14 protein-coding genes are annotated in these 13,891 nt (G+C 56.9%); 9 read left to right on the forward strand and 5 right to left on the reverse strand.

Annotation, left to right across the window (positions count from 1 at the left end; genetic code table 11):
* Positions 1-14 precede the first annotated feature (14 nt).
* The 4 genes from ELE36_RS13400 to ELE36_RS13415 all read right to left on the reverse strand — a co-directional run bounded on the left by ELE36_RS13400 (position 15) and on the right by ELE36_RS13415 (position 2,728).
* A complete protein-coding gene (locus ELE36_RS13400) occupies positions 15-761 on the reverse strand; it encodes a hypothetical protein (protein WP_129834105.1) in 747 nt (248 codons plus the stop codon).
* A complete protein-coding gene (locus tag ELE36_RS13405) occupies positions 758-1,468 on the reverse strand; it encodes an anti-sigma factor family protein (RefSeq protein WP_129834107.1) in 711 nt (236 codons plus the stop codon). The genes ELE36_RS13400 and ELE36_RS13405 overlap by 4 nt, the downstream gene beginning before the upstream one ends.
* A gap of 76 nt (positions 1,469-1,544) precedes the next feature.
* Positions 1,545-2,132, reverse strand: a complete 588-nt coding sequence (locus ELE36_RS13410) for an RNA polymerase sigma factor (protein WP_129834109.1) — start codon at positions 2,130-2,132, stop codon at positions 1,545-1,547.
* A gap of 137 nt (positions 2,133-2,269) precedes the next feature.
* A complete protein-coding gene (locus ELE36_RS13415; RefSeq protein ID WP_242512271.1) occupies positions 2,270-2,728 on the reverse strand; it encodes a DoxX family protein in 459 nt (152 codons plus the stop codon).
* Between the two features lie 361 nt (positions 2,729-3,089).
* On the opposite strand from ELE36_RS13415, the gene bufA2 reads away from it, so the two are divergent.
* From bufA2 to ELE36_RS13460, 9 genes are all read left to right on the forward strand, one after another.
* Positions 3,090-3,347 (forward strand): BufA2 family periplasmic bufferin-type metallophore, encoded by a 258-nt coding sequence (gene bufA2 / locus ELE36_RS13420; protein ID WP_129834113.1) that lies wholly within the window; start codon positions 3,090-3,092, stop codon positions 3,345-3,347.
* 69 nt (positions 3,348-3,416) lie between these two features.
* Positions 3,417-4,271: an MNIO family bufferin maturase gene (gene bufB / locus ELE36_RS13425; RefSeq protein ID WP_207215780.1), complete on the forward strand. Its 855-nt coding sequence runs from the start codon at positions 3,417-3,419 to the stop codon at positions 4,269-4,271.
* Positions 4,268-5,074 carry an HvfC/BufC N-terminal domain-containing protein gene (locus ELE36_RS13430; RefSeq protein ID WP_129834116.1) on the forward strand — a complete coding sequence of 269 codons (807 nt, stop codon included), beginning with the start codon at positions 4,268-4,270 and terminating at the stop codon, positions 5,072-5,074. The genes bufB and ELE36_RS13430 overlap by 4 nt, the downstream gene beginning before the upstream one ends.
* Before the next feature lie 315 nt (positions 5,075-5,389).
* Complete coding sequence (gene tal, locus ELE36_RS13435) at positions 5,390-6,490, forward strand: transaldolase (protein ID WP_129834118.1); 1,101 nt, start codon at positions 5,390-5,392, stop codon at positions 6,488-6,490.
* Positions 6,491-6,492: 2 nt separating this feature from the next.
* A complete protein-coding gene (gene pgi, locus ELE36_RS13440) occupies positions 6,493-8,154 on the forward strand; it encodes a glucose-6-phosphate isomerase (RefSeq protein WP_129834120.1) in 1,662 nt (553 codons plus the stop codon).
* Positions 8,151-9,797, forward strand: a complete 1,647-nt coding sequence (gene pgm, locus ELE36_RS13445; protein ID WP_129834122.1) for a phosphoglucomutase (alpha-D-glucose-1,6-bisphosphate-dependent) — start codon at positions 8,151-8,153, stop codon at positions 9,795-9,797. Before pgi ends, pgm begins: the two co-directional genes overlap by 4 nt.
* Positions 9,798-9,861: 64 nt before the next feature.
* Positions 9,862-10,233: a hypothetical protein gene (locus tag ELE36_RS13450; RefSeq protein WP_129834124.1), complete on the forward strand. Its 372-nt coding sequence runs from the start codon at positions 9,862-9,864 to the stop codon at positions 10,231-10,233.
* A 65-nt stretch (positions 10,234-10,298) separates the two neighbouring features.
* The gene (locus ELE36_RS13455; protein WP_129834126.1) at positions 10,299-10,883 is read left to right on the forward strand and encodes a hypothetical protein; all 585 of its coding nucleotides are present in this window, start codon (positions 10,299-10,301) and stop codon (positions 10,881-10,883) included.
* A gap of 70 nt (positions 10,884-10,953) precedes the next feature.
* Positions 10,954-12,279, forward strand: a complete 1,326-nt coding sequence (locus tag ELE36_RS13460; RefSeq protein ID WP_129834128.1) for a DUF4013 domain-containing protein — start codon at positions 10,954-10,956, stop codon at positions 12,277-12,279.
* Positions 12,280-12,287: 8 nt separating this feature from the next.
* Here the strand turns inward: ELE36_RS13460 and ELE36_RS13465 are convergent, their stop codons facing one another.
* Positions 12,288-13,745: a rhomboid family intramembrane serine protease gene (locus tag ELE36_RS13465; RefSeq protein ID WP_242512439.1), complete on the reverse strand. Its 1,458-nt coding sequence runs from the start codon at positions 13,743-13,745 to the stop codon at positions 12,288-12,290.
* Between the last annotated feature and the right edge of the window lie 146 nt (positions 13,746-13,891).

A 13,891-nucleotide genomic window follows, 5' to 3' on the forward strand; every position in this document is an offset into this window, starting at 1 on the left:
GCAGCGGGTTCGGGCTATGGCTTGATCGGCGGGGGTTCGCCACCACCACCGCTATTGCCTTGATGGGATCCAACCCGCAGTGGTGCCGGGGCGAGATTGCACGACGGATCGTCCTGGAAAGTATTCGCAGGCGTTTGATCAAGACACAAGCCATCTTCGAAAATTTCCAGCCGATAGTATTTCACCAGATCGCCAGCGCTTGACGTCTTCTTGTCCAAATATACGTAATAGACATACACGTGGGACTGCGTGGTTTCGCGGCCTTCGAGCCAGCCAGTGCCTTGCGCGGTCTTGCCCGGCGTCAGCAACAAATTGGAGGCCTGCAAGCGACCGTCCTGATGGCGCCAGATCGTCAGATGGAAATCATCCTTGCCGAACTGGCTGATTTGTACTTTGTCATCCGCTGCGAGCAATGCAACGGAAGCGCACTTCGGATCGAACACGGGTTTTTCCAAAGTCACCGGACAAACCGTGGCAAAACGCGATGCATTGTTCAGCACACGAGCGGTCACGCTATGGTCTTTTCTGAAATCGACACAACCAGCGCCGATTGCTTGCGGAATTTCGGCAACACTCGTGGCCGTTGTGTTATCGCATACCAACGCCAGTGGCGAGGCAATCGCTGCGGCCCGAGCGGGCGCCGGCGCTTTTGTAATTGCAGTGGGTTTCGCCGCAGGCCGGGTTGGATCCGCCGCAAAACTAGCAGCCTGATGGCTCAGACAGACAAGAAAACCGATCAGCAGAAACCCACGCATTTTCATGATTCGCCCCTTTTGAATTCGGTTAACGACAATGTCCGCTGTTGCGTAATGCCTTTAAGCCGATAGCGCAAAAAAATACTTTGCGCGTGGGTCAATGCATGTTTGTTGATCAGCGCGCTGATGAATCCATCTGGCGATTCGGTGAATGTCTGTTCCGCCGAATTTTCGATATTGAGGATGATTTCTTTGGCTTCGGGTGGTACCGCGATTTCCACGAGCACGTAATTCGAGTTGCTGTCTGCGTGCTCGATGCGTGGCGGTGACGCCTCACCACGCAAGGTATCGTAGATGATGCGCGTCGGGTTCGCGATCAGTGCCTGACTATGATCTGGCGACCAGACACGTTCGCCAATCCAGCCCATGCCAAGGCCCAGCAGCAGCGAGGCGGCAATCGAAACCCATGCCGGTCGTATTCCGTGCGCACTCGTCGACATGGATGGTAGAGGCTGCTGGATATCAGTCACATACGCTCGGGCGTCACTTGCGGCGTGTTGATCCAGCACATCGCCCGGAGTGTTCAGCGCAGCGTCGCTCAGCGCATCGCGCAGATTCGTATCCGCCTCGATCAGCGTCAGCAGCTCAGGCTTGTCCAGGACATACGCCTCGAAAGCCGCCACTTCGTCGTCGGAAAGCTGGCGGTCCAGATAACGAACCAGCCACGCGTTTTCCATCCAGGCGACAATCCGCACAGATGTAGAAATCGGCATCACTTCAAACTCCTTTTAGATGGTTTCGTTTGCCGTACACCCATGAAGGTGTCGCAAGTAAGCCAGTTGTCTCACTTCACACCTCGGCAAATCCGGAGTGATCGAGTAAATGTCGGAATCGTTCACGCGCACGAAAGATCACGCGATGGAAATGCGCATCAGCAATGCCAAGTTCGCGACACACGGCTTCCTTGGCCTCTTCGGCTAGATAAAATCGCACGAGAATCTCTCGGTCGCGCTCCACCGGCATTTCAGCGAGCAGTGTCTTGAGGATATTGGAGCGCTGGCTGGTACTGATGCGCTCGATCGGATTTTCGTCGCTCGGCATATTCTCGATCGCGCTCAATGGTTCGGCGGCGCGACGGCGGCGGTATTCGGCGGTGGCGGTATAAACCACAGTGGTCTGGATATACGCCGGCAATGCGGCCGAATCGCGGATGCCGCCGGAGCGCAAACGCTGCAGCACGCACATCAAGACGTCTTGCGTCAGATCTTCGACAATCGGATCCCCGGGGCGACAACGCCGGCGCAACAGTACACTTATGCCATGGGCATAACGCCGCACAAATTCGAGCTCGGCTTTGCGATCGCCGGCCGCGATGCGCGCCACAAAATCCGGCTCGACATCCGCTGCTACGACCGCTTGCGCGTCACTGATCGACATCCGTTCCCCTTACGTCCGCCTGTGCTTTGCAGGGTATACAAAGCTGCATGCAATTGTAAGGCAATCATTGCGATCAAATTAACCCGACCGCCGGAGTATGGCGGTCAGGGCTTGTTGGCGGACTTTTTCCGGCAGCTTCAAACCAGGCGGATACCCAGCCAACGATTGATCAGCGTATCCAGGCTGACTTTGCCCGGGCCGGCCATGAGCAGCCAGAAGAAAATCAGGATATAGACAAATTCATCGAGCTCGATCAGATCATCGAAACCATGCACGTTCTTGATCACCACGAGCGCAATCGCCACGATCATGTTGACGATCATCGGAATCGCGGTCAGGCGCGTGAACAGCCCGAGCATGATCAGCGCACCACCGATGAACTCCACCCATGCCGATGCCGCAGCGCTGAACGCGGGAAACGGAATTTCCCAGCCGACAAAACGCGCGGTGAAGCCGTCAAGATTGTGCAACTTCGCCCAACCGGTTTCGAGCCAGAAATAGCCAAAGAACAGACGCACGACCAGCGGACCAAGCCAGTCCAGCGAATGTGCGAGACCAAGCAATTTCTCGGAACCAGAGGCGATCAAATCACGCACAAGACACCTTCCTTTAACAATGTGAGAGATACGCTAGACCCACTATCTAACGATTGGCTTACACAATTCGGTCGAATATGTTTTGAATTCGCCGCGCAGTCTGCACTATCCCGTTGATGATACGAAAGACTTGCTCGATTTATTCCGCACCGCACAATAAATTTGAACACATTATGCAAGTTGGCGCTGAGTTCTTTCGGTTCGGCGCAAAATTGAAATGCGTTGCATGGAGGCGTGAAAGATTTTTCCACAACGACCGTTCTCTATGTTCGCTTGACCGGCATCGGATTGTTTTCCGCCGCAACATCTGAATGATCCGATATCGTTATTTTGCTTTTCCTACCCACCTGAGGATAAACACATGAACTCGAAAATTACCGGTATTGCTCTCGCCACCGTCGTCGCTGGTCTGTTCAGCGTTGCCAGCGTCAACAAGGCTTTCGCTGCTGACGATGCAAAAGTAAAATGCGAACATTCGACCTCGTGCAAAGGCCAGAGCGCATGCAAGAATTCCGCAAATTCCTGCAAGGGCCAGAACGCCTGCAAGGGCCAGGGCATGACCGAGCAGAAAGACGCTGCAACTTGCACCGCTGCTGAAGCCGCTGCCAAGAAAAGCTAAGTCGCCATCGATCTGATGCACGGCCCGATCGGTTACGCTGATCGGGCCGTTCCTTTTTGGAATACTGCGTTGACTACTTCACTCACTGCCTCGTATCGTTATCCGCCACTGGGCTTTGGCTTGGGGCTACGCGTCGATCATTATCAGGATTTGCTGGAGGGCGAGCGCAAGGTCGACTGGCTCGAAATCCTGTCGGAAAACTATATGATTCCGGGCGGGCGTCCGCTGCATTTTCTCGAACGTTTTCGCGAACGTTATCCGCTGGTGATGCACGGTGTTTCGTTATCCATTGGTAGTGGCGATCCGCTCAATCGCGACTATCTCAAACGTCTTAAACAACTCGCGGACATGGTTCAGCCCGCGTGGATTTCCGATCATCTGTGCTGGACCGGCGTCGATGGCAAAAATCTGCACGACCTCATGCCGTTGCCATACACCGAAGAGGCTATCAGCCAGGTTGTCGAGCGCGTGCGCGAGGTGCAGGATTTTCTCGGTCGCCGCATTCTGCTCGAAAACGTATCGAGCTACGTGTCATTTGCCAGCGCGCAAATGCACGAGTGGGAATTTCTCAATGCCATCGCCGAACGCGCCGATTGCCTGATCCTGCTCGATATCAACAATATCTATGTCAGCAGCCACAATCACGGTTTTGATCCGCTCGAATATCTCGCAGGCATAACGGCGGATCGTGTGCAGCAATTTCATCTGGCGGGCCATGACAACCAGGGCGCGCTGATCATCGATACCCACGATGCGCCGGTGATCGATGGCGTATGGGATTTGTACCGGCATGCCGTGCGCCGATTCGGCCCGGTATCCACGATGATCGAGCGCGACGACAAGATTCCGCCATTGACCGAGTTGCTCGCCGAATTGCAGCACGCGCGCGAAATCGCCGAACCCATTCTCAAAGCCGCCGCATGAACAATACCCTGCTCGGCCTGCAACGTGATTTCAGTCGTTATGTACTCGACGGCGATATCGCGCCAATGGCTGTGCAGGTTATCGGTAGCGCGGCGGCGAACGCCGAAAAACGTCTCGATGTTTATTCGCAGGCGTATCGCCTGCGTTTGCTCGAAGTGCTCGGCAACGATCTGCCCGGTTTGCGTTTGCTGGCGGGTGATGAAAATTTTGAACAGGTCTGCCTCGCCTATATCGAAGCCACGCCATCAGCGCATTACAACGTGCGTTGGTATGGCGATCAGTTCCCCGAATTCGTAAAAAACTCGGCATGGTCGCAACAGTCGGGACTTAGCGAAATGGCCGGCATCGAATGGTGCCTGACCTTGGCATTCGACACTGCGGACGATCCACTCGTCGATGCCGAACAAATGGCCTCGGTCGCCGGCGAGAATTGGCCGGGCATGCAATTTCGACTGCACGGTTCTTTGCAGCGTTTGACCTTGCAGTGGAACGTCAACGAAATTCGTCGCGCCGTCGACCGCGAAGAAAGACCGCCGGAGCTGGAAAAATTCGATGCGCCACAGCAATGGATCGGCTGGCGCAAGGATCGCAATGTCCGCCACCGCCTGCTCGAACACGACGAAGCCGCGGTATTGAGCGCGGTCGAACACGGATCGAGCTTTGCCGAAGTCTGCGAGCTACTGTGCGAATGGCACGATGTCGATACTGTTGCGATGCGCGCTGCAACCTTGGTGCAACGTTGGGTCGAAGATCAATGGATAAGCCGCTTGCAGATTTCCGGCGAAACCGATCCAGCCGTCTAAACCGCTCAGAGACGAGCTTGTCTCTGGCAGGGCTGGTTCCCACCGAATTTTCAAGCGAAAACCTCGCGTCCCTTAGCGTCCACTCGATGCTATACCCGCCCGCGATCGCGGCCGCCAACCGCTATGCATGCATCGAATGAACAATCTCCTGTTCTATCATGCCGATCGATTCGTGCGTGGCATATTGTCTGCATGAAAGGACGATTTCTCATGCCATGTTGATAGGTTACAGTCAGCAGGTACGATTGAATCAACCCGGATTTCCGCGTGTCGGCGCTGCTACCGCGACGCGCTCCGCCCATCAGCGAGGACAGCATGAAAGCGACGCAAGAACTGCACAATCTCGGCCAAAGCCTGTGGCTGGACAACATCACCCGCGGCCTGCTCACCGACGGCACGCTCGCACGCTACATCAACGAACTCGTGGTCACCGGGCTCACCTCGAATCCGACAATCTTCGATCAGGCCATTCGTACCACGGCGTTTTACGATGACGATATCCGAAAAAAAACCGCTGCCGGAAAATCCACTGAGGATATTTTCTTCGAGCTGGCGATCGACGATCTGACCAAGGCGGCGGAATTATTTCGCCCCGATTACGATGCGACCGGCGGCGTTGATGGTGTCGTCTCGCTGGAAGTCTCGCCGCTGCTTGCCGACGATGCCGACGGCACGATCCACGCCGCGGAAAAACTGCATGCGCAGGCGAATTGTCCGAACCTGCTGATCAAGATTCCGGGCACGGCTGCGGGCGTGCCGGCGATCGAGGAAACCATCTTTGCCGGGGTGCCGGTCAACGTCACGCTGCTGTTCTCGTGCGAGCAGTACCTCGCCGCAGCGGAAGCCTATCTGCGTGGCATCGAGCGGCGCATCAATGCCGGGCTTGATCCGCATATCAACTCGGTCGCGTCGCTGTTTGTCAGCCGCTGGGATCACGCCATCGGTGACAAGGTCCCCGCCGAACTGCGCAATCGACTCGGTATTGCGGTGGCGCAACGCACCTACAAAGCCTATTGCGAACTTTACGACTCGCCGCGCTGGAGCAAGCTCGCTGCGGCCGGCGCGCGACCGCAGCGGCTGTTGTGGGCAAGCACTGGCACCAAGGATCCGAACGCGCCCGATACCTTGTATGTCCAGGCGCTCGCTGCTGCCGATACTATCAATACGATTCCGGAAAAAACCCTGCTCGCGTTTGCCGACCACGGCAAGGTTTCCAGCACATTGCCGGCCGATGGCGGCGATGCCGAAAAAGTACTGGCCGCATTTCGCGCTGCTGGCATCGACGATCAAGCACTCGCTGCGCAACTGCAGCTTGAAGGCGCCGAATCGTTCAATAAGTCGTGGCATGCGCTGATGCAATGCATTGTCGAGAAAGGCCAGAGCAAGAGCACTGGAACACAGGCGGAGCAACTTTGACAATGAGCGTTTCGACTATCGGCAAAACCGCACCATCACTCACCCAGCGCGATAGCTGGAAGGCGCTCGCGGCGCACCACGAGATCATCAAGGATCGGCACCTGCGCGAGCTGTTCGCCGGCGATACAAAACGCGGCGAGCGTTTTGTCGCGGAAGCGGTCGGCTTGTATCTCGACTATTCGAAGAACCGCATCGACGCTGAAACCGTGCGCTTGCTGCTCGCGTTAGCCGAGGATTGTGGCCTGCGCGATCGCATGCAGGCGATGTTCGACGGCGCCAAAATCAATGTCACCGAAAAACGCGCGGTGTTGCATATCGCTTTGCGCGCACCGCGTGATACTCGCATCGAACTCGATGGCGTTGATGTCGTACCCGAGGTGCATGCGGTACTCGATCGCATGTCGGTTTTTGCCGAGCGCGTGCGCAGCGGCGAGTGGCGTGGACACACCGGCAAACGCATTCGCACCGTTATAAATATCGGTATCGGCGGCTCCGACCTCGGGCCGGTGATGGCTTATGAAGCACTACGCCATTACAGCCAGCGTGACTTGCAATGTCGATTTGTATCGAACGTCGACGGCACTGATTTTTTCGAGGCCACGCATGATCTCGATCCAGCCGAAACCTTGTTCATCGTCTGCTCGAAAACCTTCACCACGCTCGAAACGCTGACCAACGCGCGCACCGCACGCGCCTGGGCGCTGGATAAACTTGGCGACGAAAAAGCCGTGGCGAAACATTTTGTCGCGGTATCGACCAACGCCGACGAAGTTGCGAAATTCGGTATCGACACGGCCAACATGTTTGGATTCTGGGATTGGGTCGGCGGACGTTATTCGATGGATTCCGCGGTTGGCCTTTCGACCATGTTCGCGATCGGCACGGAAAATTTCCGCGCGATGCTGGACGGATTTCATGCCATGGACGAGCATTTCCGCTCGGCGCCGTTCGCGCAGAATTTGCCCGTGCTGATGGGCTTGCTCACACTCTGGTACAGCAATTTTTTCGACGCGCAAACTGTTGCCGTGTTGCCGTACGAACAATACCTCAAACGCTTTCCCGCCTATTTGCAGCAGCTCGTGATGGAGAGCAACGGCAAACACGTCACGCTGGATGGTACGACGGTCGACTATCCAACCAGCCCGATTTTCTGGGGCGAGCCCGGCACAAACGGCCAGCACTCGTTTTATCAACTGATCCATCAAGGCACACGTTTGATCCCGTGCGATTTCATCGGCTTCGCGCAAACGCTGAATCCGCTCGGCGAGCATCACGATCTGCTGATGTCGAACCTGTTCGCGCAAAGCGAGGCGCTCGCCTTCGGCAAGACTGATGCCGAGGTTAAAGCCGAGGGCACACCGGACTGGCTGGTGCCACATCGCACATTCGAGGGCAATCGTCCGAGCAATACGATTCTCGCCGAACGCCTCACGCCGCACACGCTCGGTGCACTGGTCGCGCTCTACGAGCACAGCGTTTTCACGCAGAGCGCGATCTGGAATATCGATGCATTCGATCAATGGGGCGTCGAGCTCGGCAAGGCGCTCGCGCAAAGAGTGATACCCGAACTCGAAAGCCCGACGGAACCCGCGCTCGGACACGACAGCTCGACCAATACCTTGATCAAACGTTATCGCTCGCTCAGGAAAAAACACGACGCATGAACATCAGTCCGCTCGCTGGCAAACCGGCACCCGACAGCCTGCTGGTCGATATCGACAAACTACTCACGGCGTATTTTGAGCTGCAGCCGGATCCAAGCGTGGCGACGCAAAGAGTCGCGTTCGGCACCTCGGGACATCGCGGCAGTTCGTTCGAGCGCAGCTTCAACGAGTGGCATATTCTTGCGATCACGCAGGCGATCTGCGCGTATCGCCGGCAGAAGAATATCGATGGCCCATTGTTCATCGGCATCGACACCCATGCGCTGTCGCAACCGGCGTTGAACACCGCGCTTGAAGTGCTCGCCGCGAACGGCGTGGAAACGATGATCGCGGCGGGCCACGAGTTCACGCCGACCCCGGTGATCTCGCACGCGATCCTCACTTACAACCGGGGCCGGCAAGGCGGTTTTGCCGATGGCATCGTAGTCACGCCATCGCACAATCCGCCAAGCGATGGCGGCTTCAAATACAACACGCCGAACGGTGGCCCGGCCGATACCGATGTCACCGGCTGGATTCAGGATTACGCCAACCAGCTGATCGAAAAAGCGCTCGATGGTGTGCGGCGCATGCCCGCAGAAACCGCGCGCCGCGCTGCGACCACGCATGAACACGACTTCCTGCATGCGTATGTCAGCGACCTTGACAATATCATCGACATGGATGCCATTCGCGGCGCGAAGATTCGCATGGGCGTCGATCCGCTCGGCGGCGCGGGCGTGCATTATTGGCCGCGCATCGCCGAACATTATCGACTTGATCTGAGCGTGGTCAGCGATGTCGTCGACGCGACATTTCGTTTCATGAGCGTGGACTGGGACGGCAAGATCCGCATGGATCCGTCATCAAAATATGCGATGCAGCGATTGCTCGACATGCGTGGCAAGTTCGACATTGCCTTTGCTTGCGATACCGACCACGATCGCCACGGCATCGTCAGCAACAGCGCCGGACTACTACCGCCGAATCACTATCTCGCGGTGATGATCGACTATCTGTATTCGCAACGTACGCAATGGAACCAGACCGCGGCGATCGGCAAGACCATCGTCAGTAGCACGATGATTGATCGCGTTGCGAAAAAACTCGGGCGCAATGTTTACGAAGTGCCGGTCGGCTTCAAATGGTTCGTTGGCGGATTGCTTGATGGTTCGCTCGGTTTCGGCGGCGAAGAAAGCGCGGGGGCGTCGTTCTTGCGTCGCGATGGCGGCGTATGGAGCACCGACAAGGACGGCATCGTCTCGGCGCTGCTGTCGGCCGAAATCCTCGCGCGCACGGGACGCGATCCCGGCGAAAATTATCGCGCATTGGAAAACTCACTGGGACCGACATTTGCCAATCGTGTCGATGCCGCCGCCACACCAGCGCAGAAACAAATGCTCGGAAAACTTTCTCCAGAACATCTGCAAATTACCGAGCTCGCTGGCACCAAGGTCATGCAGGTGCTGAACCGTGCGCCCGGCAACGATATCGGCATCGGCGGCATCAAGGTGATTTCCGAAGCTGGCTGGTTTGCGGCGCGACCATCCGGCACGGAAAACATCTACAAGATCTACGGCGAGAGTTTCCGCAGCGACGAACATCTCGTGCAGATTCTGCAAGAGGCACAGAAAGTGGTTGATCAAACCATCGCCAGCGCTTGAAACAGTTTCAAAGCAACGCCTTCGTGATAGGCTTTTGCCCCGGGGACAATGGGGAACTATCAGGATGGTTGGTCGAGTCGTCGCAGGCGTCATCGCTTGCGTATTGCTGGGGCTGTTGCCGGCGTGTCATATCCGTGGCGGTGAACCGAGCTCGCGCGACTTGCGCAGCGCGCTGAATACGCAAATTGATCGCGAGAACGGCGCTGGCGGCTTGGTGCTGGATACCGGCAACGCCGGTTCGTTTACGCGTTTGAAGTTTACCGTTGTGCTTCACGATGTAACCAAACGCTCGTGCGCCACCGCGGGAAGCGATCGGATGTGGCGCTGCGAAGTCACCCTGTCGATAACCACGCCGCCATTGGATGAAGCAGCGAAGGATGTCGACCAGAGCGTGCTGCTGTTCGACGGCCCTGATGGCTGGAAGGTCGTGCAGTGACTTGCCTTGATCGGACTACTCACAATCGCGCGAATTCGTACTGCTTCGCCGCGTTATTGGTGCTGATGACCAGCACGGCATTTGCCGCTGACAGCTTGCCCGTGCCGTTGAGCAGCAAAAATCCGGATCAGCCACTCACGATAATTCAAGATCACACCGCCACCGGCAAACAATTGAATCGGCCTCTCTACATCGACGAATTTTTTGTCGCCGCCAACCAGGGAGCGCCAACACTGATCATCGATTACGCCGCGACCCGAGCGACCGATGAACGCGGCGAGAGCAGCGTTGACATCAATCTCGAATGCAGTCCCGCGTGCAAGATTCCACTGAACAAATCGGTGATGACAATTCGCACTGAATTCATGGGCGAAGATGCCTTGCGCGTGGACGGCGTGGCGCAACATCTTTGGCTGACGCGAGGCATTTACGCCTTTCCGCTCAATGCCGGCACACAGGTATGGGGATCCTTAACGACGGGCGAGGCTACGCATATGCAGACGCAGGCAATTCGCATGCGTTGGGTGTATGGCACGCCCGATGAGTTGCGTTTCCCCGGACAAAAAACCCGCAGCGATTTATTCCTGAAAATTTCCGGCAGCGTGCTTTTTTTGCTGGCGCTCGGATGGTGGTTGCTGCGACGAAACTGATCCGCTCCAACCATCCACGCTAGTCGTGATCAACAGCAAATCCATCTCATTCTTTAACCGACACAGGCATATGTCAGCACAACCTACCCCGCCGCCGCTCGCCATCATTCCGTTCTGGAATCGCCTGCGCGAAATCACGCTGTATCCGGCGCATATGGGATCGATGATCACGATTGTCATTCTCTCGATTTGTCAGCTCGTAGTTTTTCTCCCTGGAATACTGCTGCCGTTGATACTTGCCTTGCTGGTAACGGTGGCGATCTACAAATATGCGTTCGAGTGCCTGCGCGCTACCGCCAACGGCAATATGGAACCACCGGAAATCGGCATGTCGGCCGGCGCCAGCCTCGGCTGGAAACAGATCTGGCTGATGTTGATCCTGATCTTCGTCGCGGCGCTTGGTGTGAGGCTGCTGCATCCGGTGCTGTCGATCGCGCTGATCGTTTTTATCGGATTTTCATTGCCTGGCGCGACCATGACCCTGGCGATGGATGAAAGCCTCGGCAGCGCACTGAATCCGGCCAAATGGATTTCAATCTGCACGCGGATCGGCTGGTCATATCTGGCGTTGGTATTTCTCTGCTTGGTGATTTTTCTGAGCGAGGCCTACGCTGCCACGATAGTGCAGAAATTCCTGCCGCGCTTCGTTGCAACAGTCGGCGTGGCATTCGTGTCCAACTATGCGGTGGTGGCGATGTACCACCTCATGGGATACATGATCTATCAATATCACGATGCGGTCGGCTTCGAACCCGCCGCGCCGCAACTTGCGCGCCTGAAGGCAAGACCCGATCCGGACCAGGAGCTGCTCGATCAGGTCGGCGCACTCGTGCGCGAAGGCAAGCTTGAGGCTGCAACGGAAATGTTGCGCGTGCATCTGCGTAGTCGCGGCGGCACCGACTCGGTGCATACGCAATATCGCAAACTATTGCGCCTGACCGACGACAAAACCGAATCGCTGCGCCACGGCCAGGAGTATCTCAACATCCTGCTGGCCCAAGACAAGGATCGTGTTGCTCTCGATCTTTTGCGCGATTGCCAGACGCTTGATCCCACCTTTGCGCCGAGCGATGCGGAGCAGATTACGCGACTCGCACACAAGGCAGCGCAATTGGGTCAGCCGCAGGTAGCGCTACGACTGCTTTCGGGTTTCCACAAACGTTTTGCCAGGAGCAGCGACACCCCGCGCAACTATCTGCTCGTGGCGAACCTGCTGCACGAACGCATGAGCGAGGATGCCAAAGCCTGTGGGGTTTTGCAGTACCTGAAAACGACTTATCCCGGGCATGCGCTCATGCCCGAGATCGATGCTCAGCTCGCGGTGATCCAGCGCATCATGGCTGCCGCCGGGGCTGCCAAGGTAGCAACTCAACCGGTGAAAACTTCAGCGCCATGAGCTGAGCATTAACCTTGCTGCAACAGAAATTCAGCCTTCGGCGCAAACGTACTTTGCGCGTGATGCTGCACCACATGTTGCAGTCGTGCACGGCGCTGCGCTGAACCTTCGGGCGCACGCAGCGCCAACGCGAACCATGCCGCGGGTAAGGTCGGCAGCGTCGGTGTTTGTGCGGCGACCGTTCGCAGCAATGTTTCGGCAGCGGCTTCTTCACCGATGCGCAACCACGGTGTTACGAGTCGCATCAGGGTGTCTGGAGCGAGTCGCGAAGCACCGGCGCGGAATTTCAAATAGTCGTCACAAACGATTTTGAGTTCGCGGATATCAGCATCGCTTTTCGTTTGAAAGCCAAGCACGCGAGTCGCTGCGCCATCGAGTCGATCCGGCGAATTATCGTAACGCGCGCAACGATACAAGGCGATTAACACACGTAGCTGGCCGGGTTCGTCGCGATCGATGCGTTCGAGTATTTCGCGCGCCTTGCCGAGTTCGAGCCGGCCCAGCAATTGCAGCGCCTGGTCGAACGCAATAACGTTATCTGCGTGTCGCTCGACGCGCCCGTCTTCCTCGACGAAATCGTCACGCACGCGACCATAACGGCGCAATAAAAACGCCAGTGCGGCGCCGCTCAGAATTCCACCGGCATGCGCATCGAACGCGACGTTTGCGCCGCGCTCCAACCACATGCTCAACAGTTGCCAGCCGAACCAGATCGGCAGCAACGTCAGCGCCGGCACACGCACATAATCGAACACGATAAAAAACCAGTAGAACACGCGCACCTTGCGTTGACCCCAGAGCACGCAATACGCGCCCATCAGCGCCGCGATCGCGCCCGATGCACCAAGCAAGGCGCCGTGATCACCCCAATGCCAGGCAAGGCTGGCGAACGCTGCGCCGATGCCACCGGCCAGATACAACGCCAGAAACCAGCCGCCACCGAGCGCGCCTTCCACTAGCAACCCGAGCATCGCGAGAAAAATCATGTTGCCAATGAGATGGCCAAAACCGCCGTGCATGAACATCGACGAGAAGATGCGCCCAGGTTCAAACTTCGAATAACGCAATACATGCCGAGTCGTGAAAGCGCTATCGCGAATACGCTCGAATTCGATACGCTTGTCATGCCAATCCGCATAATCCTTGCGCGTCGGCAAGATGACGCGATCTTCGTCCAGCGCAGTGACAAATGCTTCGTCCGACTCGATCAGATGCACGCGCGCGGCAGCGGGCAGCGATCGCGCCAGTTGCATTTTTTTCGCGTCATCGCCGTGATCGCGCAACCATTCGAGATAGGCCGGAAACTCGACATCAGCCAGATGCGCCTGCGCGTAATACTCCAGCGCACGCGCCGAAACCCGTGCATCGCCAGATTGTAAAAACAGAAACACAAAACAATTCGCCAGAATCAGCAACACCGTCATCAGCGGAAAATTCGCGCGGCTCAGACTGCGATGCAATGGCACGATCAACAAAACGTTTCTCCCCAGAGGATGCGTACGCGCATGAATTGTAAGCGCGGCGCAGCGCATTCGCGATAAGTTTGGAAAAGCTCGCATTCACCCACCGTAAACTGCGAGGCAGCAGCCATGCTGGCTTGGCCGATTTCGGC

Origin of the sequence: Pseudolysobacter antarcticus, assembly GCF_004168365.1 — a bacterium.
GTDB classification, from domain to species: Bacteria; Pseudomonadota; Gammaproteobacteria; order Xanthomonadales; family Rhodanobacteraceae; genus Pseudolysobacter; species Pseudolysobacter antarcticus.